The sequence below is a fragment of the Streptomyces sp. NPDC005485 genome (assembly GCF_040606085.1).
Lineage (GTDB): Bacteria > Actinomycetota > Actinomycetes > Streptomycetales > Streptomycetaceae > Streptomyces.
Genome location: NZ_JBEXDZ010000164.1, coordinates 1 through 21,774, shown reverse-complemented (window position 1 = coordinate 21,774; position 21,774 = coordinate 1). Strand labels below are relative to the sequence as shown.

19 protein-coding genes and 2 pseudogenes are annotated in these 21,774 nt (G+C 71.2%); 4 read left to right on the top strand and 17 right to left on the bottom strand.

The window, feature by feature from the left end; translation table 11 throughout:
- Positions 1-66 precede the first annotated feature (66 nt).
- From ABZS97_RS36520 to ABZS97_RS36475, 10 genes are all read right to left on the bottom strand, one after another.
- The gene (locus tag ABZS97_RS36520) at positions 67-1,080 is read right to left on the bottom strand and encodes a hemolysin family protein (protein ID WP_356145077.1); all 1,014 of its coding nucleotides are present in this window, start codon (positions 1,078-1,080) and stop codon (positions 67-69) included.
- Complete coding sequence (locus ABZS97_RS36515) at positions 1,077-2,405, bottom strand: hemolysin family protein (protein ID WP_356145075.1); 1,329 nt, start codon at positions 2,403-2,405, stop codon at positions 1,077-1,079. The genes ABZS97_RS36520 and ABZS97_RS36515 overlap by 4 nt, the downstream gene beginning before the upstream one ends.
- 204 nt (positions 2,406-2,609) lie before the next feature.
- Positions 2,610-3,029, bottom strand: a complete 420-nt coding sequence (locus tag ABZS97_RS36510; protein ID WP_356145073.1) for a GNAT family N-acetyltransferase — start codon at positions 3,027-3,029, stop codon at positions 2,610-2,612.
- Positions 3,030-3,172: 143 nt separating this feature from the next.
- On the bottom strand, positions 3,173-4,846 hold the full coding sequence (locus ABZS97_RS36505; RefSeq protein WP_356145071.1) for an allantoin permease: 1,674 nt from the start codon (positions 4,844-4,846) through the stop codon (positions 3,173-3,175).
- A 421-nt stretch (positions 4,847-5,267) separates the two neighbouring features.
- Positions 5,268-5,618, bottom strand: a complete 351-nt coding sequence (locus ABZS97_RS36500; protein WP_356145069.1) for a metalloregulator ArsR/SmtB family transcription factor — start codon at positions 5,616-5,618, stop codon at positions 5,268-5,270.
- A gap of 166 nt (positions 5,619-5,784) precedes the next feature.
- Positions 5,785-7,509: a SulP family inorganic anion transporter gene (locus ABZS97_RS36495; protein WP_356145067.1), complete on the bottom strand. Its 1,725-nt coding sequence runs from the start codon at positions 7,507-7,509 to the stop codon at positions 5,785-5,787.
- A gap of 236 nt (positions 7,510-7,745) precedes the next feature.
- Positions 7,746-8,105, bottom strand: a complete 360-nt coding sequence (locus ABZS97_RS36490; protein ID WP_356145065.1) for a zinc ribbon domain-containing protein YjdM — start codon at positions 8,103-8,105, stop codon at positions 7,746-7,748.
- A gap of 56 nt (positions 8,106-8,161) precedes the next feature.
- On the bottom strand, positions 8,162-9,052 hold the full coding sequence (locus ABZS97_RS36485) for an LLM class F420-dependent oxidoreductase (protein ID WP_356145063.1): 891 nt from the start codon (positions 9,050-9,052) through the stop codon (positions 8,162-8,164).
- Positions 9,053-9,087: 35 nt separating this feature from the next.
- Positions 9,088-11,655 carry an FtsX-like permease family protein gene (locus ABZS97_RS36480; protein WP_356145061.1) on the bottom strand — a complete coding sequence of 856 codons (2,568 nt, stop codon included), beginning with the start codon at positions 11,653-11,655 and terminating at the stop codon, positions 9,088-9,090.
- 4 nt (positions 11,656-11,659) lie between these two features.
- Entirely contained in the window at positions 11,660-12,535 is an 876-nt protein-coding gene (locus ABZS97_RS36475) for an ABC transporter ATP-binding protein (protein ID WP_356145059.1), read from the bottom strand.
- Between the two features lie 199 nt (positions 12,536-12,734).
- Here ABZS97_RS36475 and ABZS97_RS36470 point away from each other — a divergent pair, with 199 nt between their 5' ends.
- Both ABZS97_RS36470 and ABZS97_RS36465 read left to right on the top strand, forming a co-directional pair.
- Complete coding sequence (locus ABZS97_RS36470; RefSeq protein WP_356145057.1) at positions 12,735-12,974, top strand: toxin-antitoxin system HicB family antitoxin; 240 nt, start codon at positions 12,735-12,737, stop codon at positions 12,972-12,974.
- Between the two features lie 4 nt (positions 12,975-12,978).
- Positions 12,979-13,353: a fic family toxin-antitoxin system, toxin component gene (locus ABZS97_RS36465; RefSeq protein ID WP_356145055.1), complete on the top strand. Its 375-nt coding sequence runs from the start codon at positions 12,979-12,981 to the stop codon at positions 13,351-13,353.
- Here the strand turns inward: ABZS97_RS36465 and ABZS97_RS36460 are convergent.
- Positions 13,348-14,061, bottom strand: a complete 714-nt coding sequence (locus tag ABZS97_RS36460; protein WP_356145053.1) for a class I SAM-dependent methyltransferase — start codon at positions 14,059-14,061, stop codon at positions 13,348-13,350. The genes ABZS97_RS36465 and ABZS97_RS36460 overlap by 6 nt on opposite strands.
- Positions 14,062-14,174: 113 nt before the next feature.
- Positions 14,175-14,861 carry an alpha/beta fold hydrolase gene (locus ABZS97_RS36455; protein WP_356145051.1) on the bottom strand — a complete coding sequence of 229 codons (687 nt, stop codon included), beginning with the start codon at positions 14,859-14,861 and terminating at the stop codon, positions 14,175-14,177.
- A 223-nt stretch (positions 14,862-15,084) separates the two neighbouring features.
- Between ABZS97_RS36455 and ABZS97_RS36450 the strand changes: the two genes are divergently transcribed.
- Entirely contained in the window at positions 15,085-17,178 is a 2,094-nt protein-coding gene (locus ABZS97_RS36450) for a helix-turn-helix transcriptional regulator (protein WP_356145079.1), read from the top strand.
- Between the two features lie 9 nt (positions 17,179-17,187).
- Here ABZS97_RS36450 and ABZS97_RS36445 read toward each other — a convergent pair whose 3' ends face one another.
- Genes ABZS97_RS36445 through bioB form a run of 4 tightly spaced genes read right to left on the bottom strand, consistent with a single transcriptional unit; the run spans position 17,188 to position 20,714 of the window.
- Positions 17,188-17,475: a hypothetical protein gene (locus tag ABZS97_RS36445; protein WP_356145049.1), complete on the bottom strand. Its 288-nt coding sequence runs from the start codon at positions 17,473-17,475 to the stop codon at positions 17,188-17,190.
- A 10-nt stretch (positions 17,476-17,485) separates the two neighbouring features.
- The gene (gene bioD / locus ABZS97_RS36440) at positions 17,486-18,208 is read right to left on the bottom strand and encodes a dethiobiotin synthase (RefSeq protein ID WP_356145047.1); all 723 of its coding nucleotides are present in this window, start codon (positions 18,206-18,208) and stop codon (positions 17,486-17,488) included.
- A 6-nt stretch (positions 18,209-18,214) separates the two neighbouring features.
- The gene (locus ABZS97_RS36435; RefSeq protein WP_356145045.1) at positions 18,215-19,495 is read right to left on the bottom strand and encodes an adenosylmethionine--8-amino-7-oxononanoate transaminase; all 1,281 of its coding nucleotides are present in this window, start codon (positions 19,493-19,495) and stop codon (positions 18,215-18,217) included.
- Positions 19,488-20,714 (bottom strand): biotin synthase BioB, encoded by a 1,227-nt coding sequence (gene bioB, locus ABZS97_RS36430; protein ID WP_356145043.1) that lies wholly within the window; start codon positions 20,712-20,714, stop codon positions 19,488-19,490. The genes ABZS97_RS36435 and bioB overlap by 8 nt, the downstream gene beginning before the upstream one ends.
- Before the next feature lie 159 nt (positions 20,715-20,873).
- Here bioB and ABZS97_RS36425 point away from each other — a divergent pair.
- Positions 20,874-21,674: pseudogene (locus tag ABZS97_RS36425) on the top strand (8-amino-7-oxononanoate synthase); the annotation flags it as partial.
- 7 nt (positions 21,675-21,681) lie between these two features.
- On the opposite strand, the pseudogene ABZS97_RS36420 reads toward ABZS97_RS36425, so the two are convergent.
- Positions 21,682-21,774 (bottom strand): annotated as a pseudogene (locus ABZS97_RS36420) (ABC transporter permease); the annotation flags it as partial.

Below are 21,774 nucleotides of genomic sequence, written 5' to 3'. Positions count from 1 at the left end.
CCCGACACCGCCAGGTCCTGGCCGATGTACCGGTCACCCGCCGTGAGCGCGGCCACCACGACGGCCTCAGACCGGCTGCCCGAACAGCTCCCGCAGCACGTCCTCCATGGTCACCAGACCCGCCAGGAGTCCGTCACTGCCGAGCACGGCCGCGAGGTGCGTGCGACTGCGGCGCATCGCCGTGAGCACGTCGTCCAGCGGTGTGCTCTCCCGCACGCGTGCGATGGGCCGCATGTCCCGGACCTGGAAGGGCAGGTCGCTCGGCATGGCGTCCAGCGCGTCCTTGACGTGCAGATAGCCCACGATCCGGCGGCCCTCGTCCACGACCGGGAAGCGCGAGAAGCCGGACTCGGCCGACAGCTGCTCCAGCTGCTCGGGCGTGACGCCCACGCGCGCGTAGACGATGCGCTCCAGCGGGAGGACGACGTCGCGCACGGGCCGGCGGCCGAGCTCCAGCGCGTCGTGCAGCCGCTCCTGGGCACGGTCGTCGATGAGCCCGGCGGCGCTGGAGTCCTTCACCAGCCGGGCCAGTTCGTCGTCGGTGAAGGTCGCGGCGACCTCGTCCTTCACCTCCACCCGCAGCAGCTTCAGCAGCGTGTTGGCGAACGCGTTGATGGTGAAGATCACCGGCCGCAGTGCCCGGGACAGCGCCACCAGCGGCGGGCCGAGCAGCAGCGCGGTGCGCACCGGCTCGGCGAGCGCGATGTTCTTCGGCACCATCTCGCCGAGGAGCATGTGCAGATACGTCGCCAGGGTCAGCGCGATGACGAACGAGACCGCGTGACCCGCGCTCTCCGGTACGCCGACCGCGTGGAACACGGGCTCCAGAAGGTGCGCGATCGCGGGCTCGGCCACCACGCCGAGGACCAGCGTGCACAGGGTGATTCCGAGCTGCGCGGCGGCCAGCAGAGCGGAGACGTGCTCCAGGCCCCACAGGACGCTGCGCGCCCGGCGGTCGCCTTCCTCGGCATGCGGCTCGATCTGGCTGCGGCGTACCGAGATCAGTGCGAACTCGGCGCCCACGAAGAAGGCGTTCACGACGAGCGTCGCGAGGCCGATCAGCAGTTGCACGGCGGTCATCGCGCCTCCTCCTCGTCCTCGGCGAACGGCGCGTGCAGCAGCACGCGAGCGGCCCGTCGGCCCGACGCGTCCACCACGTCGAGCCGCCAGCCGACGACCTCGACGGTGTCACCGACGGCGGGGATACGGCCGAGCTCGGTCGCGACGAGACCGGCCAGCGTCTCGTAGGGCCCGTCGGGTGCCCGCAGCCCGACCCGGGCGAGCTGGTCGGTGCGGGCGGCGCCGTCCGCCGAGTACAGGGCGCGGCCGTCGTCGTCGGCGCCGGCCGCGGCCAGGTCGGACGTCTCGTGCGGGTCGTGCTCGTCGCGTACCTCGCCGACGACCTCCTCGACGATGTCCTCCAGGGTGGCGACGCCCGCGGTGCCGCCGTACTCGTCGATGACGACGGCCATCGTGCGTTTGCCGGACAGCCGGTCGAGGAGCCGGTCGACGGTCAGCGACTCCGGAACGAGCAGGGGCTCGCGCATGAGCTGGGCGACGGGGTGGCGGGCCCGTCGGTCGGCGGGCACGGCCAGCACGTCCTTGATGTGGGCGACGCCGACGACCGAGTCGAGGTTGCCGCGGTAGACGGGGAAGCGGGAAAGCCCCGTCGCCCGCGTCGCGTTCGCCACGTCCTCGCAGGTGGCCTGGACGTCCAGCGCCATGACCTGGACGCGCGGGGTCATCACGTTCTCGGCGGTCAGGTCGGCCAGGTTCAGGGTGCGCACGAACAGTTCCGCGGTGTCCGCCTCCAGGGCGCCGGCCTTCGCGGAGTGCCGGGCGAGGGCCACCAGCTCCTGCGGTCCGCGCGCGGAGGCGAGCTCCTCGGCGGGTTCGAGGCCGAAACGGCGTACGGCGTGGTTGGCGGTGTTGTTGAGGTGCGAGATGAACGGGCGGAACGCGGAGCTGAACCAGCGCTGCGGCGTCGCCACACGCTTGGCGACGGCCAGCGGCGAGGAGATCGCCCAGTTCTTGGGCACCAGCTCGCCGACGACCATGAGGAAGACCGTCGACAGGGCCGTACCGATGACCAGCGCCAGCGAGGTGGAGGCGGAGGGCGGAACGCCGATCGTCTCCAGCGGGCCCGCGATGAGCCGGCCGATGGACGGCTCGGCGAGCATGCCGACCACTAGGTTGGTGACGGTGATGCCGAGCTGGGCGCCGGAGAGCTGGAACGTCAGATTCCGTACGGCTTTGAGGGCGCCCGAGGCACCGCGCTCACCGCGCTCGACGGCTCGCTCCAGTTCGCTGCGCTCGACGGTGGTCAAGGAGAACTCCGCCGCGACGAACGCGCCGCAGGCCAGCGAGAGCACGATCGCCAATCCGAGCAGGAGCACTTCGGTCATCGGGTCACCTCCGTCCCATGATCGGCCAGGGACGGGGGGATCGCGCGATGTCGGATACGGGGAGGCTCGCCCATGGGCGGACGCTCACACCTTTCGGTCAGGGGGACGATTGATCCTCCATGGTAAAGGATCGGCAAAGTTACTCGTCCGCTGCGGCGCTACGCCTCGAATCCTGGCAGCTCACCATCATCCGGCGGTCTGTGATTACAGGGGCTTGACCCAGCGACGCCAGTGGTCCTCGCGCTGGTAGCCGGCTGCGGCCCAGGTGTGGTGGGCCTGTTCGTTGGCCTCCAGGACCATGGCGTCGACGCGTCGTCCGCCGAGGGCGGCGAAGCGTTGTTCTGCTGCTTCCAGCAGGGCGGTGGCGATGCCCTGCCGACGGTGGCCGGGGTGCACGGCGAGTCGGTAGGCGGAGCAGCGCCAACCGTCGAAGCCGGCTATCACGGTTCCGGCAAGGAGCCCGTCCCGCTCTGCGAGGAGCAGGGCTTCGGGATCGCGCGTGATGAGTCGGGCCACCCCGTCGTGGTCGTCGCTGATGCTGGTTCCTTCCGCGGCGTCACGCCAGAACCGCAGCACGGTGTCGATGTCCGAGTGGGTGGCGTGGCGGATGTGGAGATCGCTCATGGGGTGAGCCAAGCAGAGTGCCGGCTTGTGCCGCGAGCGGTTTCTCTGCTTCGCGGTGCGGTCGGCGCGGGAAGGGCCCCCGCAAGGATGTGCGTTGCGGGAGCCCTTCTGTCGCTTCCGGGTGGGAAGCGTGCCCAGGGGTGTTACGTGACGGCGGGTGCGGCCGAAAGTACGTGGTCGCCGGCCTTGTCGGTGCTCAGGCAGAGGGAGCAGACGACGGCGTCGTGCGTCTGGCAGGCGGCCACGTCCGGGCGCTCGAACTCCTGCCGGCACACGTGGCAGTCATACGTGACCGCGCTCGGATTGCCCTCCGGGTCGAGAAGGGGCTCGGTGATGCCGTCGTCGGAGCGGCGCAGGTAGTACTTGCCCTTGGTGACTACGGCCATCAGCGGGGTGAGGACGAAGGCGATGACGGCGGCGGCGACGGGGGAGTACGGCTGGAGGGTGTCGCCGAGGGCGTGGAAGTACAGGGCGATGGACAGACCGGAGGCGGCGACGAAGGAGACGACGCCGACCGGGTTGACGGCGTAGAGCATGCCGCGGCGGAACTCCGGCTGGAGCGGGGAGAGTTTGAGCAGGTACTTGTTGATGCCGATGTCGGTGGCGACGGTGACCACCCAGGCGATCGCGCAGTTCGAGTAGAAGCCGAGGATGTCGTTGAGGAAGCTGAACATGTCGGCCTCCATCAGGGCGAGCGCGAAGCCCAGGTTGACCAGGACGAAGACCATGCGGCCGGGGTAGTGCTTGGTGATGCGGGTGAAGGAGTTCGTCCAGGCCAGGGAGCCGGAGTAGGCGTTGGTCACGTTGATCTTGATCTGGCTGATCACGACGAGTGCCACCGCCAGCGGGAGGACCAGCCAGGACGGCATCATCGCGTCGAAGGCGCTGCGGAACTGCTGGATCGGCTCGGTCGCGGCGGCCGGGCCGACCTTGGCCAGGATGTACACGGCGAGAAAGACGCCGATGGCCTGCTTCAGGGCGCCGAGCACCACCCAGCCGGGGCCGGCCATGACCACCGCGGTCCACCAAGTGCGCTTGTTCGCCTCGGTCTTGGGCGGCATGAAGCGCAGGTAGTCGATCTGCTCACCGATCTGCGCGATCAGCGACAGACACACGCCCGCGCCCAGCAGCACCGACGCGGTGTTGACGCCGCCGTCGCCGTCCGTGCCGGCATAGCCGAGGAAGCGGTCGACCGTGCCCGGGTCGGTGGAGATGAGATAGACCAGCGGGGCGATCATCAACAGCAGCCAGACCGGTGTGGTCCACACCTGCAGCTTGCTCAGTGCCTTCATGCCGTAGATCACCAGCGGGATCACCATCAGCGTGGAGACCAAATAGCCCAGCCACAGCGGCAGTCCGAGGCCCAGCTTGAGGCCCTGGGCCATGATCGAGCCTTCGAGGGCGAAGAAGATGAAGGTGAAGCTGGCGAAGATGACACCGGTGAGGACCGAGCCGTAGTAGCCGAAGCCGGAGCCGCGGGTGATCAGGTCCAGGTCGATGTTGTAGCGGGCGCCGTAGTAGGCGAGCGGGAAGCCGGTGACGAAGATGACGACGGCGGCCACGGCGATCGCCACGAGCGCGTTTCCGGTGCCGTGGGCCAGCCCGATGCCGGCGCCGATGGAGAAGTCGGCCATGTAGGCGATGCCGCCGAGCGCGGTCGTCGCCACGACCATCGGGGTCCAGCGGCGGTAACTGCGGGGCGCGAAGCGGAGGGTGTAGTCCTCCAGGGTCTCTTTCGCGGACTGGTCGGCACCCGGCGCTGTCTTCTGCGCGTGTACCGGCTCGGTCACTTCTGCCAGTCGCGGCTCGGTGCTCATGCCACGCCTCCTTGCTGCGGGTGGGGGACTGCCTGCGGAGGTGTCTCGCCTTTGAGGCACGGCGACGAAGTCGGGAAGGACAGGCGTGCTCTGTGCGGAGAGCTGTTCATCCTCATGTCCATGACGGGGGACGCTAGGAGCGAGTCGTTACCCCTAAATACTTCGTGGATGAAGGAGGTGTTTCGGAAGGCTCTCGTGGCACGGCTGTCCGGCCTCGCGGGCCAGGTGAGGAGGCAGGCAGCAGCCTCGGGTGCAAGGTGCCTGTAGACGCCGGTGACGGCCAACGGCCGGGAGGCGACGACCAGTTCGGCATCCGGCCAACGGCGAGGTACGCGACGAGTTCTTCGCCGACGCGGGCGTCGGCGCTGTCAACTCGCAGGAGACGGCCGCGGTTCGCAGGCCGACGCTACGACGGCCGACGCTACGAGGGCCCTTTCCCCTCGGTGCGGGCCGCTTGCAGGTCGGCGAGCAGTTCGGCCTGGCCGGCCAGCACACCCGACAGGATCGTGCGTGCCACCCGCAGCAGCTCGGCCACATGCGGGCTCGTCAGCGAGTAGTACACCATCGAGCCCTCCTTGCGCGTCACGACCAGGTTCGCCCGGCGCAGCACGGCCAGTTGCTGCGAGAGATGCGCCGGCTCGATCCCCACCTCGGGCAGCATCTCGGCGACCGCGTGCTCGCGCTCGCTCAGCAGTTCCAGGACGCGGATACGGGCCGGGTGACCGAGGGTTTTGAAGAACTCGGCCTTCAGCTGGTACAACGGCGTACTCACCGTGCCGTCCCCTCCCCTGTGCAGCGGCACGGCCTCAGCGGCCGGGCCTCGGCGCATCGCATCCAACCACTCGTCAAGAACATGCGCCCTATCCTCGCGTGCGGCACCGGCCACGCCGAATCCGCGCCGGAGACCTCGGTCATACGCACTACGGCGGGACGGATACTCATCGGGCCGCTTCCTCGCTGCCGGCCGAAACCGGCTGGGCCGGGACGGCCGAAAGGACACCGGCCGACTCCAGGTGGTCGCGCGCGCCCCGGATCGCCTCGGGCGTGGTGGCGTACTCCCCACCCTCGTGGCGCAGCAGGTCCAGCGCGCCGACGGAGTCGAGGACCTGACGCTGGCCGGGGCGGATCCCGGAGGCGAGGACGAGAATGCCGCGCCGCTTCAGCTTCTCCACCGCGTCCTTGAGGACCAGCGCTCCGGTGGCGTCCATCGTGGAGACCCGCGACATGCGCAGGATGACAACCCTAACGTCGGCCACCTCGGTCAGCTCCAGCAGGAAGCGGTGCGCGGCGGCGAAGAACAGCGGACCGTCGATGCGGTACGCCACGATGTGCTCGGCCAGCAGCGCGTGTTCCTCGGCGCTGTGGTCGCCTCGGTCCAGCGGCACCTGATCGAAGCGGGCCTGCTTGGCAACGGCGCGCAGGGCGAGGGCACCCGCCACGACCAGGCCGACTATGACCGCGTAGACGAGGTCGAGGGCCAGGGTCGCGGCGGCGGTGAGGACGAGGATGAGTGCGTCCGAGCGGGTCGCCTTGGCCATGGCGCGCAGCGAGCTCACCTCGACCATGCGGATCGCGGTTGCCAGCAGGACACCCGCCAGGGCGGCCAGTGGAATCTTCGAGACGAGGGGGGCGGCGGCGAAGACGATCACGGCCAGGACCGCGGCGTGGGTGAGGGCGGCCAGCCGGGAAGTCGCGCCGGTGCGGACGTTGACCGCGGTACGGGCGATCGCGCCGGTCGCGGGGACACCGCCGAACAGCGGCGCGGCGATGTTGGCCAGACCCTGCCCGAACAGCTCCCGGTCCGGGTCGTGCTGCTGGCCCACGGTCATGCCGTCGGCCACCGAGGCCGACAGCAGTGACTCCAGCGCGGCCAGGGCGGCGACCGCCACGGCCGGGGCGAGCAGCGACCCGAGCGAGCCGAGGTCGAGGAAGGACAAATCCGGCAGGGGCAGCCCCGAGGGCAGCTCGCCGATCGGCTTCGCCGCGTCCAGGTGCGCGAGCTGTGCGACGGCCGTCGCGGCGATCACGGTCACGATGGAGAACGGGACGGTCGGCCGCCAGCGGGCGCCGAGCAGCATGACGGCGGCCACCGCTATCGCGAAGCCGATGGCCGTCCAGTTCGGGGTCCTGGCGAACGCCTCGACAGCCCGCCAGGTCACCACGAGCACGCGATCGCCCCCGGGCTTGGGCACGCCGAGGGCGTTCGGAACCTGCTGCAGACCGATCACGCAGGCGATGCCGAGGGTGAAACCCTCGACGACTGGGGCGGGCACGTACTGCATGTATTTACCGGCCCGCAGCGCGGCCAGACCGACGAGCATGACACCCGCCACAAGGCCGACGGTGAGCACCCCGGTCGGCCCGTACCGGTCCACGATCGGCACGAGGACCACCGTCATCGCACCCGTCGGGCCGGACACCTGGAGGTTGGACCCGCCGAAGACCGCGGCGAGCGCGCCCGCGACCACGGCGGTCGCCAGGCCCGCCTCCGCGCCAAGACCCGAGGAGACACCGAAGCCGAGCGCGAGCGGCAGTGCGACGATCGCGACGGTCAGCCCCGCGAGCAGGTCCCGGCGTGGGTCGCGCCGCATCTGAGCCAGGTCGCCTCGGCCGGGCAGCAGCGCGGTGAATCGGGCCCGCGCCCGGCTGAATGCCGTGGTCATCGCGCGACGGCCTCGGCTTCCCGCAGGGTCGAGAAGAACTCGGTCTTCGCCTGGTGCGGCGGTACGGACACGACCCCTCGGCTTCCCCTCAAGGCCCCACGCCGGGGCGGATGCGAAAGGCTGTGCCCGCGGCTACCTGCGAGCACAGCCAACAAAGCATCTAACGAATTGCGAAATTTAGCAATTCCGCATCCGACTACGGCCTTGGCGGCCCCGCACGGGGGCCCCTCGTGCGATCAGGCTTTCTTGACCACACTCGACTTGAGCTGCATCGCCCCGAAGCCGTCGACCTTGCAGTCGATGTCATGGCCGTCGACACCGTCGACCAGCCGGATGTTGCGCACCTTGGTGCCGGCCTTGATCCCCGACGGACTCCCCTTGACCTTGAGCGCCTTCACGACCACCACGCTGTCGCCGTCCTGGAGCACATTGCCGACGGCGTCCTTGACGACGCGGTCCCCGGCCACGTCGGCGCCCTCGGTGCCGGCCTCGGCGGGGACCCATTCGTGGCCGCACTCGGGGCACACCATCAGGGCGTTCATCTCGTAGGTGTACTCGCACGAGCACTTCGGGCAGGGAGGAGGATTCTCGAGCATCCCGTGAGCGTATCGTCCTCGAACCGCCGGATTCCGCGACGCGGACAGCCCCCGGATCACTCCCCGCGCAGCGCCTCGACGACCGCCCCGAACGCCTCCATGTGCGGTTCCAGGACGGTCAGGTACGAGAATCCGTACCGTTCCCGCCGTGCCCGCAGCTGTGCGGTGATCTCCTCCACGGTCCCCACGAGGACGATCGGAAGATCAAGGACCTGCTCCTCGGTCAGCTGCGGAACACGGGAGAGCAGATCCTGCACCGCGGCGCTGCGGTCCTCGGTGACGGCGACCAGCTGGAGCAGCAGGTTCAGCTCGGCGGGCTCGGCGCGGCCGGTCGCGAACCGCCGGTAGGCGGCGACGCGCTCGTCGAGTTCCTCGGCGGTGAGCGGCGCGAGCGCGCCCGTCGTGCTGCCCGCCACCGAGCGCGCCCCGGCGAACGCCGCGATGTCGGCGTGCTCGGCGGTCAGCTTCAGCATCCGCTCGCCGTTGCCCCCGATCAGCAGCGGAACCCGGGGCTTCTGCACGGGCCGCGGCTGGTGCTCGGGCGAACCGAGAAGCCGGTCCAACTCCTCGACCGTACGCAGAAGATGGTCGACGCGCTCGCCCGGCGTGCCGAACGGCAGGCCTGCCGTGTCGTGTTCGGCCTGTACGTAGCCGGTGCCCAGCCCGAGTTCGAGGCGCCCGCCCGTCAGCGCGTCCGTGGTCGCGACCTCGCGGGCCAGCAACGCCGGGTTCCAGAAACCTGTGTTGAGGACGAACGTGCCCACGCGCGGCCGCTCGGTCGCCTCGGCCGCGGCGACCAGCGCCGGGAACGGGGCGGGCATGCCGAGGTGATCGGGGACCAGGAGCACGTCGTATCCCAGCGCCTCGGCCCGGCGGCACTTCGCGCGCCACTCCTCGGCGGGCGCGGAGGAGAGCAGGTTGACACCGAATCGGAACGGCCGCGGCATGAACTCTCCTCGATGGTGGTGGAGTTGAGAGTCGATCACTCGTGAGCGATCGCCGCAAGTACGTTCATCCGCGATGCGCGCAGTGCGGGCAGCAGTGCCGCCACGATGCCCACGACCGCCGAACCCACCACCACCCCGACGATGGTGCTCCACGGCACGGCCAGCGCCTTCATGCCCTGCAGTGCCAGCACCTGCTGTACGCAGACGCCCCACACCAGCCCCAGCGCGAGCCCCAGGACCGCGCCGAACACGGCGATCATCACCGACTCCAGCCGGATCATCCGGCGCAGCTGACGTCGGGCGAGCCCGATGGCGCGCAGCAGTCCGATCTCGCGGGTGCGCTCCACGACCGACAGGGCAAGGGTGTTGACCACGCCGAGCACCGCGATGACGATCGCGAGGCCGAGCAGCGCGTACACGAGGTAGAGCAGCACGGCGATCTGGTCGTGGACCAGTTGCTTGTAGTCGGCGATGTCGCGCACCTGAACCTGGGGGTACGGATCGAGCGTCTTGTCCAGATGGGCGCGCAGCTGGTCCTCGCTCGTGCCCGGCTTGGCGTTCACGTACAGCGCCAGGTCCTGCGCGCCGGGCACGTACTTCTCGATGGTCCCGAACCCGAAGAACAGACCGCCCTGCATCCCGAACCCGTCGGAGCCGTCCTGGTCGGTGAGCGCGCCCACCTTCAGCTCGGCTCTGCGGCCGGCCGGGAACTCGACGGAGATCGTGCTGCCGATCCGTACGTGGTGGTCCTTCGCGAAGTCCACGTCCATGCCGAGGGCGCCGTCCGCGAGCGCCGCGGCGGTGTTTCCCTGCGCATAGGTGATGTGGGCGACGTCGTCGAGCCGGGGCTCGTAGGCAGCGGCGGCCGTCTTGACGCGCTTGCCGTCCGGAAGGTGAACGGCGACCGGCGTGTACCGCTGTCGTACGACGAGTCCCGCGCCGTCCGTGGCGCTCACCTTCGCGGCGATCTCCTGGGTGAACGGGACGAAGTTGCTGTTCTGCACCACGAAGTCGGCGCCCAGCGACTTGTCGATCTGCTGGTCGAAGGACTTGCTCATGGAGGCGCTGGCCACGGACATGCCGCCGACCAGTGCGAGGCCCACCATGAGGGCGGCCGCGGTGGCGCCGGTGCGCCGCGGATTGCGCAGCGCGTTGCGCTGGCTCATCCGGCCGACCGAGCCGAACAGGGCGGGGAAACCGGCGCCGAGGACCCGGATCACCGGGCGGACCAGCAGCGGTCCCGCGATCACGGTCGCGATGAGGGTGAGGACCACGCCGAGCCCCAGCAGGGACGCCGCCGACGCGGTCTTCGTCGCCGCGGCGCATCCCGCGAGAGCGGCGGCACCGGCCGCTCCGACGATCGCGCCCACGATCGCCCGTACCCGCAACGGCTTTCCCACACCGGCGATCTCGGCGTCCGCGAGGGCCGCCATGGGGGAGACGCCGGCCGCGCGCCGGGCCGGGAGATACGCGGCCACGAACGTGACGCCGACTCCGACGACGTACGCCGAGACAGGGGTCACCCAGCCGATCACCATCTCGGTCGACTTGAGGTTCATGCCGAACACGCCCATGAGCTCGATCAGTCCGGCCGCCAGCCCGATGCCCGCGGCGAGCCCGAGCGTCGAGCCGACCAGGCCGAGCAGTGCCGCCTCGGTGAGGACGGACCGGCGTACCTGCCGCCGGTCGGCGCCCAGCGCGCGCAGCAGGCCCAGCTCGCGGGTGCGTTGGGCGATGAGCATCGAGAACGTGTTGACGATGAGGAAGACGCCGACGAGGACGGCGATCCCGGCGAAGCCGAGCATCACGTACTTGATGACGTCGAGGAAGCCGCCGATGTCGGCCGCGTCGGACTTGGCCTGCTCGTCCGCGGTCTTCACGTCGTAGGTGTTCGAGCCGAGTTCGGCCGCGACGCGCTGCTTGAGCACGTCGTCGCTGACGCCCTTCGCGGCGTCCAGCGAAATGCTGGTGGCCGCGCCGGCGCTGCCCAGCAGCTTCGTCTGCGCGGTGGGGGTGTCGAGGAAGACGAGCGCGGCGCCCGGGTTCGTGGTGGTGAACGTGGCGATGCCCACGACCTTCACCTTGAAGGGGTGGGCGCGCGGCTGCACCGTCAGGGTGTCGCCGATGCGCACGTGCTTCTTCTTCGCCGTGTCCGCGTCGAGGAGCGCCTCGGCGGCCCCGTGCGGGGCGTGGCCGGAGGTCAGCTTCACCGGACTGCGGTCGGTGACCTCCCAGTTGGTGACGATGGTGGGGGCCCCGGTGGTCGGTCCGACCGCGTCGTTGTCGCTGTCGACCACCGTGATGTTCTGGACGGAGGCGTCCACATGGGTCGCGGCGACGCCGTCGATCTTCTTCAACCGCTCCGCGAGGGAGGCGGGCACCGTGGCGGTGGCCCCGGAGGAGATCTGCGAGTCGAGATCGTCCTTCGGGTTCACGACCACATCGGCCGACGTGGAGGCGAAGAGCCGGTCGAAGGTGCGGGTGACCGTGTCCGAGAAGATCAGACTGCCCGCGACGAACGCCACGGACAGGACGACGGCCAACGCCGACAGGAGCAGCCGCCCCTTGTGTGCCAGGAAGCTCCGCAGGGTCGCCTTGAGCACGGCCTCAGTCCTTGTCGAGGGATACGTCGTCGGAGGCGCCGTCGCCGGCCGTGTGAGCGTCACCGTCGCCGACCGCGTGAAGGTCAGCGTCACCGTCGTAGTTCGCCCGGATCGTGTCGAAACGCTTCATCCGTTCGAGCACCGCTTCCGCCGTCGGCCGCGCCATCTCGTCCACGATCCGCCCGTCGGCGAGGAAGAGCACCAGATCGGAGTGGGCGGCGGCGCCCGGGTCGTGGGTGACCATGACCACGGTCTGGCCCAGGCCGTCCACCGCGTCGCGCAGGATGCCGAGGACCTCGAGGCCCGCGCGCGAGTCCAGGTTGCCCGTCGGCTCGTCCGCGAAGATCAGCTCGGGCCGGGAGGCCAACGCCCGCGCGCAGGCCACCCGCTGCTGCTGACCGCCGGACAGCTGAGCGGGCCGGTGCTTGAGCCGGTCCCGCAGCCCCAGCGTGTCGATGACCTGGTCCAGCCACTTCTCGTCGGGCTTCTTGCCCGCGATGTCCATGGGCAGCGTGATGTTCTCGGCGGCGTTCAGTGTCGGGATCAGGTTGAAGGACTGGAACATGAAGCCGATCCGGTCCCGGCGCAGCCGCGTCAGCTCGCGCTCCTTCAGCCCGGTGATCTCGGTGTCGCCGAGCCATACCTGTCCCGCCGAGACCGTGTCGAGTCCCGCCAGGCAGTGCATGAGGGTGGACTTCCCGGAGCCCGAGGGCCCCATCACGGCGGTGAAGCGGCCGCGCGTGATGTCCACGTCGACCGAATCGAGCGCGAGCACCGCCGTCTCACCGGTGCCGTACGCCTTCGTCAGACCGCGGGCGCGGGCGGCGGTCCCGTCGGCCCCCGGCCGGCCTGCAGGGTGCTCCGCAGCTGCTGTGGACAAGGCCGCCTCCTCAGTGATGGACGTCCCGACTCCCTTGTCCCGCCCGAGCCTAATGTGATCCGAGGCACAGTCGGTATCCCCCCGAGGTGCCGGGCATGCTCCACCCCAGGGTGGGTCCCTGATACCCGTGTAAGGGGCACCCAGGGGCGGTCCTCGGATCCTCTTGCCGGTGCTAGCGCTGCAGCGCTAGCTTCGAGGTATGGCGAAGACGCAGCTGAACGTACGGGTGGACGAGGGCACCGCCCGGGCCGCCCGTGAACGAGCCCTGGAGCGCGGCATGAGTGTGAACCGCTACATCGAGGAACTGGTCAGGCAGGACACCGGCGAAGTGGGACACACCTTCGTCGAGGCCGCCGCCGATTTCATGAAGCAGTACGGATCCGTCTTCGCCGAGGAGTTCGGCGCGGACCGCGAAGGCACCCGCGAAGGTCGTCACTGATCCCTTGAGCAGTCTCAGAGTCGACCTTGCCTGGCTTCTCATGATCGCCGAACAGAAGACGCCCGGAGACCCCCAGGTCACCGACTGGGGAGCCCTCGTCGCCGCCGTCAGCCGGCACGAGGCGGAGATATTCGGCATTCCCGTCTACGACACCCCCCACCGCCGCGCCGCCGCGCTGCTCCAGCTCCTGTTGCACGTCCCGGCGCTCGAACGCTCCAACGCGATGTTCGCCACGGCCGTCGCCTACGCCTATCTCGTCGCGAGCGGCCTCAAGGTCGTCACCTCGCCCGAGCAGGTCCGGGAACTCGCGCGGCTGGTCAAGGGCGGTGACGCGACCGTCGCCGACATCGCGCGCGAATTGCGCCGCTGGAGCCTATGACGCTGCCTTGTGGGAGGCCTCTTCCTCGGAGAGGCGAGGGCGCCACGCACTGCCCAGCACGCAGTACGAGGTGGGCAGCCGTGGCCCCTTCTCCGGCATCAACAGCCGCTGGTAGGGGCCCAGTTCGAACCCCGCGTCGCGCAGCGCGGCGACCGGGTCCCGGGCCAGATGGCAGCCGCCGTTGAGCCGCGGCCACAGCGTGCGGTCCAGGCCGCGCTGGGCGGAGCTCATCGCGCGCCCGCCGCCCCTGCCGTGCTCGAAGAACCGCACGGTGGCGCCCGGCCGCAGCACCCGCCGCAGTTCACCGAGGGCGCGTGGCACGTCCCGCACACTGCACAGCACCAGCGACACCACCGCGGCGTCGAACGCCTCGCTCTTGACCGGCAGCGCCTCCGCTGCGCCCGGCACCACGTCGACGGGCACGTCCGCGCGCAGGGCCGCCTCCACGGCCAGCTGCCGCAGCAGGCGCTCCGGTTCGATCGCCACGACCTCCGAGACGGTGCTCGGGTAGTGCGCGAAGTTCAGGCCGTTGCCCGCGCCGATCTCGATGACCCGGCCGGACAGCCCGGCCAGCAGCCGATCGCGCACGCCGCCCATCCCGAACCGGGTCTCGGCGCTCACGCTGATGCGGGCGTAGTAGCGGGCGAACAGCGGATGGTGGACTGCGTCCCGCGGCACCTTGCCGGAGCGTGCGGACCGTAGCGGCATGGGACCTCCCGGGGCGGACGGGCCTTACCCCGATTGTGCCCCGGGTCGGTGCGCCGCACCCCCGCCGAGCGGTTCCGGTCGGTCCGGGACCGCACGGCGGGGGCGCGGACCCGTCAGGCGACGAAGTCGCGCACCTGCCCGTAGACGCCGTAGTCGTTGTTCATGTCGGTGTGCGATATGCAGCCGACCTCGACGTTGGTGGCGCCGCTCAGGATCGCGGTGGTGTCCGGGGTGAGCGCGTCGTCGCAGTTCGACCAGTAGCCGGCGTAGGAGACGCTGCCCGGTGTCTCGTCCCCGGAGTTCAGCGAGGTCAGGAACGAGCTGCCGGTGTACATCTCCGCGCAGGACGTGTAGAGCCACTTGCACCAGGAGGCCGTCGTGGTCCCGTGGTTCACCCCGGCGGCGGAGACGAAGTCGTCGACGTACGCGGTCCCGCCGAGGTTCTTGAGGTAGTACCGCGCGCTCAGCGCACCCATGGAGTGGACGACCAGGTCCACCTTGGAGGCGCCGGTCCGGGCGAGCACGCTCCTGACCTCGGTGGCCAGCTGCTGCGCGGTGGTCACGTTCGACTGGGACCAGTCGTAGGACCACGCGTCCAGCTCGGAGGCGGTGTAGCCGTCCGCCTCGAAGTCGGCGATCCAGTCGTCCCAGCTGCTCGACGAACTGCTGATCCCGTGCACGAAGACGATCGGGTTGTGGGTGGCCGCCTGAGCGGGGGAGGCGGTCAGGGAGAGGGACAGAAGAAGCGAGGCGGTCACGGCCGAGAGGACCGCGGCGATACGGCGCATGCGGCGTTGCATGGTGCCTCCTGATACGGGTGGGGTTTCCCGGAGTGCCCGGCCGGGTCCACGCGCGCCGCATCGGTGAAATCGCCGGTCTTTACTAGTCAGTTAACCCACCAGTAACATCAAGATCGTGGCGCCTCCGTGGAACCCCCCGCCTCTTCCGCAGACTTCGGCACAGCACGACACGCACGCGTGGCAGCACCTCGGCCCCCCACTTTCCGAGGGCGTACGCGTACGAGTGCTTCGTGCCGCGTACGGCGACCCGCGCGCCGCCGTGGAACTCGCCTCGGTCCTGAGCGAGTCCCAGCTCACCGGCCTCGAACCCCTCCCGGCGGAGCCCGCCACCCTGGCGCCCGCCCTGCTGCGCGGACACCGGCGCGAGATCCGCGCACTGCCCGAGAACACCCGACGGCTCCTGCTGCTCGCCGCGGCCGACCAGTACCCGGTCACCACCCACGCCTTCCTGCGCGCGCTCACCGCGGCCCGGCTCGACACCCGGCCCCTCGACGCGGCCGAGGCCGCCGGGCTCGCCCATGCCACGGCCGGCGGGATCGTCTTCCGCGACCCGTGGACGCGGATCGCCGCCTACGAGACCGCCTCGGCCGAGGACCGGCGCGAGGCCCACCAGCTGCTCGCCCGGGTGCTGTGCGACGCAGGTGAATCACCCCGGCGGTCCTGGCACCGCGGCGCCGCCGCGCTCGGCCCCAGCCGACGGCTCGCGGCCGAACTGCGCGTCGCCGCCGACACGGTGCGTGCCGCCGGCGAACCGGCGCTGGCCTGCGCCCTCGCCGAGCGCGCCGCCACCCTGGCACCCGAACTCCGCGACCGCACACGGCTGTTCGGGCAGGCCGCCGCCGACGCCTGGCACTCCGGAGACGGCGACCGCGCCCGCCGCCTCGTCGCCCGCACCGACGACGACGCCCTCGGCGGACTGCTCGCTCTACGCGCGGGGAACGCCGCGGAAGCGTTCGACGCACTGCTGACGGCGACGGTCCGCCTCGCGGGCGACGGCGCCCTCGCGGACCGTCCCGACACAGCCGTGCACCTGCTCGCCCGGGCCACCGAAGCCGTCATCTACACCGGGGACCTGCGCCGATGCCGCGAGGCGGCCGCCGTCGCCGACCGGTTCGGGCTTGCGCCGCCCGGCACGCTCGGCGGACTCGCGGCAGCCTTCGAGGGGCGCTACGACGACGCGCGCAGCGCACTCCGGGCGACCGCAGGACGCTGCGGCCCCGGCGGCGACCCCACCCTGCTGATCCACTCCGGGATAGCGGCGCTGATGCTCGGCGACCACACCGCAGCCGCCACCGCCACGGTGCGGGCGGCCGCCGCGGCGAGGGCCAGGGGCGAGACGGTCACCGTTTCGCAGGCCATGGAGTTCCGGGCCTACGCCGACTTCTGGACCGGACGTCCGCGCGCCGCCGAGGCCGGGGCACTGGAGGCGCTGCGGCAGGCGTACGCCACCGGCCAGGACAACGGCGCCTGCCATCTGCAGGCTGCCCTCGCCCTGTTCGCGGCCGTCGCGGGCGAGGAGGAGGTCTGCCGGGAGCGTGCCGAGGCCGCCCGCGCATACGCGCTGGCCCGCGGACTCGGCCTGCCCGCCGCGCTGTCGCTGTTCGCCCTCGCCTTCCTCGACCTCACCGCCGGCCGCTTCGCCGCCCGGCTGCGGGCGCTCGCCGGATACGGCCCCGGACACGGCCACCGGGCCATCCGCCACCTCGCCACCCCGCTCTACGTCGAAGCCGCCGTCCACACCGGCGACACCCGGGTCGCGGTGGCCGCCCACGCCGACTACGACCACTGGGCACGCACCGTCCGCAGCCCCGACGACCTGGCCCTCAGCGCCCGCTGCCGAGCCCTCCTCGCCCCCGGGGAGGACGCCGTCGAGCACTACCGCACCGCACTCGACCTGCATGCCGTAGGCACCCGGGAGTTCGAACGCGCCCGCACGGAGCTGCTGTTCGGCGGCGCACTGCGGCGGCTGCGCCGGCGCACCGAGGCCCGCGACCGGCTGCACAGCTCCCTCGAAGCCTTCGAGCACTTCGGCTCCCCGCACTGCGCGGCCCGGGCCCGCGCCGAACTGCGCGCCCTCGGCGAACCCGCCGCACCCGCGCGCGGCGCCGACGACCTCGCCGGCCGCCTCACCGCCCAGCAGCTCCTGGTCGCCCGTATGGCCGCCGACGGAGCCACCAACCGGGAAATCGCCGGCCGTCTGCTGCTGAGTCCACGAACGATCGACCACCACCTGCGCGGCGTCTTCACCCGGCTGGGCATCCGCTCACGGATCGAGCTGGTGCGGCTGCTGGGGCAGGTGGGGGAGGACGGGGGGTGAGAGCCGGTGTCAGCGGCGCTGGAACAGCGTCTCGTGCACGTGGTCGCCGCCGTAGATCATTGCCCAGCAATGCCGGCAGAAGATCGCGTCGTTGTCCTCGTCGAGCAGCACTTCGGCCCGCCGGGGAAGGTCTCTGACGACGTCGAAGTCGATCGGATCGACCAAAGGGCAGTAAGGGCCGCCCTGGCTGGGCCGGAAGGGCTGGTCGGTGGCCGGGTGCGGCTGCAGCCGGTTTCCGGCGGTGAGGAGCGCCTTCACCAGCGGCAGCAGATGTTCGTGCTCGTAGCCCGTGCCCATGACGCCGCCCTTACGTCTGCCGTGTTTCCCGCGCCGCGAACGCCTCCGCGTCCCATGTCCCGCCGAGCCGCGGGGCCAGCCAACTCGCCGCCGCCTTGCGGAAGTCGGCGGGTGGCAGGGCTCCGGCCCCCGCGGGCACCGCGCCGAGCAGCGGGGCCCCGGCCACCGCCGGGAGGTCCGCGAGGTTGCAACGGGAGGCGAGGTCGGGGGACATGGGCCAGCTGCCGATGACCACGCCCGCGAAGTCGAGCCCGCGGGCGCGGAGTTCATGGGCGGTGAGCTCGGTCGTGTTCAGCGTGCCGAGCCCCGCCGCGGCAACCACCAGCACCGGTGCGGACAGCAGCCGGGCGGCGTCGGCCAGCGTGCCGCCCTCGTCGTCGAAGCGGACGAGCAGACCGCCCGCGCCCTCGACCAGCACGAGGTCGTACGCGGTCGCCAGCTCGGCGGCCGCCTCCGCCACCTCCTTCGGCCGCACCGGCGCGAGACCGGCCCGGCGCGCGGCGGTCCCGGGCGCCAACGGCTCGGGATACCTCGCGAGTTCACGCGCCGCGACGGGGCCCGCGAGCCGGACCACCTCGTCGGCGTCGCCGCGCTCGTCCGGTCGTACACCCGTCTGGGCGGGCTTGAGCACGGCCACGGAGCGTCCGGCGGCGACCGCCGCCGCCGCGGCGGCGGCGGTCGTGATCGTCTTGCCGACCTCCGTGCCCGTTCCGGTGATCACCAGTACCGACACTCCGGCTCAGCCTTCCTGCGCGGCAGCGCACACTGCGCGCGTGATCCGGGCGACGTCCGCGTCGCCCGTGACGTACGGCGGCATCGTGTAGACGAGGTCGCGGAACGGCCGCAGCCAGACGCCCTCGCGCACCGCCGCCCTCGTCGCCGCCGCCATGTCGACGTCGTGGTCCAGCTGGACGACACCGATCGCGCCGAGGACGCGGACGTCCCGGACGCCCGGCAGGTCGGCCGCCGGCGCCAGCCCCTCCCGCAGCCCCGTCTCGATGCGCTTGACCTCGGTCTGCCAGTCCTGGGCGAGCAGCAGGTCGACGGAGGCGCAGGCCACGGCGGCGGCGAGCGGGTTGCCCATGAAGGTCGGCCCGTGGGCGAGCACCGGGACCTCGCCCCGCGAGATCCCGTCGGCCACCCGGGCCGTGCACAGCGTGGCCGCCATCGTCAGATAGCCGCCGGTCAGTGCCTTGCCGACGCACATCACGTCCGGCGTCACGCCCGCGTGGTCCGCCGCGAACAGCGCACCCGTGCGGCCGAACCCCGTCGCGATCTCGTCGAACACGAGCAGCACGTCGTGCGCGTCGCACGCCTCGCGCAGCACCCGCAGATAGGCGGGGGAGTGGAAGCGCATACCGCCCGCGCCCTGCACCACCGGCTCCACGATCACCGCGGCCAGCTCGTCGGCGTGCCGCTCGATCAGCTCACGCAGATGATCGGCGTACGACTCCTCGTACGCCGCCGGCGGCGTGTCGGCGAACACCTGCCGGTGCAGCACGCCCTGCCACAGCTCGTGCATCCCGCCCTCGGGGTCGCACACCGACATCGGCTGCCAGGTGTCGCCGTGATAGCCGCCGCGCCAGGTCAGCAGCCGCTGCTTGGCGGGACGGCCGAGCGAACGCCAGTACTGCAGGCACATCTTGACGGCGACCTCGACGGAGACCGAACCGGAGTCCGCGAGGAAGACATGCTCCAGACCCTCGGGAGACATGTCGACAAGACGCTTCGCCAGCTGTACGGCGGGCTCGTGCGTGAGCCCGCCGAACATGACATGACTCATGCGCTCCAGCTGGCCGCGCGCCGCGTCGTTGAGCACCGGGTGGTTGTAGCCGTGGATCGCCGACCACCAGGACGACATCCCGTCGACCAGCTCGCCCGAGCCGTCCGCCAGCCGCAGGCGCACCCCGCTCGCCGCCTCCACGACGAGCGGCTCCTGGCGTCCGGGCATCGGCCCGTACGGGTGCCAGACGTGCCGCCGGTCGAGGTCCAGCAGCTCGGGAACGGACAGGTCAGGCATTGGGCGCGAGATCCGTTCCGGCACCCCGGCGGCGTACCGCGACGAGATCCGTACGCGCTTCGGACGCGTCCGTGGGCGCCGCCGCAGCCGGAGCAGCCGCAGCCGTCACGGCAGCCGTGCCGCACACGCCGCCGCCCTCGTGCGATCCGCACCCCGCACCCTCGTGCGACCCGCAACCGGCGCCCGCATGCGACCCGCAGCCGCCGGCCGCCGCGACACGGTGCTCGGGCAGCGTGATCTCGCCCGCGCCCTCCACCTCGAACCCGGCGTCCGCGATCATGTCCAGGTCGGCCTTGCCGGCCTGGCCCTCGCTCGTGAGGTAGTCGCCGAGGAAGATCGAGTTGGCCAGGTTCAGGGCGAGCGGCTGCATTGTGCGCAGATGCACCTCGCGGCCACCCGCGATGCGCACCTCCGCGTCGGGGCAGACGAACCGCACCATCGCGAGGATCCGCAGACACCGCTGCGGGGTGAGGTTCCACTCCTTGGCGAGCGGGGTGCCCTCGAAGGGGATCAGAAAATTGACCGGGACCGAGTCGGGGTCCAGTGCACGAAGGGCGTAGACGACGTCGACGAGATCCTCGTCGCTCTCGCCCATGCCCGCGATCAGACCCGAGCAGGCGGACAGGCCGGCCGCGTGCGCCTTCTGGACCGTGTCCACCCGGTCGGCGTACGTGTGCGTGGTCGTGATCTCCCCGTACGTCCCCTCGGACGTGTTCAGGTTGTGGTTGTAGGCGTCGGCTCCCGCCTCGCGCAGCCGCTCGGCCTGACCGTCGGAGAGCAGCCCCAGACAGGCGCAGACCTCGACGTCCTCGTTCTGGTCCTTGATCGCCTTGATGGTGTCGGAGACCCGGTCCACGTCACGGTCCGTCGGGCCGCGGCCACTGGCCACCAGACAGACCCGCTTGGCGCCGCCGGCCAGCCCGGCCGCCGCGGCCTGTGAGGCCTCGTCCGGCTTGAGCCAGGTGTACTTGAGGATGCCGGCCGTGGAACCGAGGCGCTGCGAGCAGTACGAGCAGTCCTCGGGACACAAGCCGGACTTGAGGTTGACCAGGTAATTCAGTTTCACGCGGCGGCCGAACCAGTGCCGGCGCACCTTGCCGGCCGCGGCCACCACGTCGAGCACGTCGTCGTCGGACGTGGCCAGTACGGCCAGCGCCTCGTCGCGGGTCGGCAGCTCGCGCCGAAGCCCCTTGTCCACCAGCGTGTTCAGCAGGTCCATGAGGCCCGATCCTGACGTATGCGACCGGTCCGGGCCAAGGAGAGTTTGCACAACAGAGACGGTTCGACGTGTGGGTATTGCCACATCCTGGGCGGCAGAGGGGGCCGCTAGGGTCTGTGAACTGCCTACAAAACAAGACACCCGAGGCGCGGAGGACACATGGCGGGATCGCCGTTCGGCTGGATCGACGAGCAGGACTGTCTTCGCCGTCGAGCAGGCCTCGTACGGACCTTGAAGCCGCGCCCCGCCGACTCCCCGCTCCTGGACCTCGCGAGCAACGACTACCTCGGCCTCGCCCGCCATCCCGAGATCACCGGCGCGGCGGCGGACGCGGCCCGCGTCTGGGGCGGCGGCGCCACCGGCTCCCGGCTCGTCACCGGCACCACCGAACTGCACGGGGAACTCGAACGCGAGCTGGCGGACTTCTGCGGATTCGAGTCGGCGCTCGTCTTCTCCTCGGGGTACGCCGCCAACCTGGCCGCGGTCACCGCGCTCGCGCCGCACGGCTCGCTGATCGTCTCGGACGCGGGCAACCACGCCTCGCTCATCGACGGCTGCCGGCTCGCCCGCGGGACGACCCAGGTCGTCGCCCACGCCGACCCGGACGCCGTACGCAAGGCGCTCGGCACCCGCACCGGACCGGCCGTCGTCGTGTCCGACACGGTCTTCTCGGTGGACGGCGACGCGGCCCCGCTCGGCGGCCTTGCGGACGCCTGCCGGGAGCACGGCGCCGGGCTGGTCGTCGACGACGCGCACGGGCTCGGTGTCCTCGGCGAAGGCGGTCGGGGCGCCCCGCACGCGGCGGGGCTCGCGGGCGATCCGGGCGTCGTGGTGACCGTCACGCTCTCCAAGTCGTTCGGCAGCCAGGGCGGCGCCGTCCTTGGCTCCGCACAGGTCATCGACCACCTGGTCAACGCGGCCCGCACCTTCATCTTCGACACCGGTCTCGCCCCCGCCGCGGTGGATTGGAGATCAGCGGGGCGCCGATCGCCACGACGAAGAAGAAGATCACCACGTAGGCGGATATGACACCCGAGCGATCCCTCTTGAAGCGGGTCCA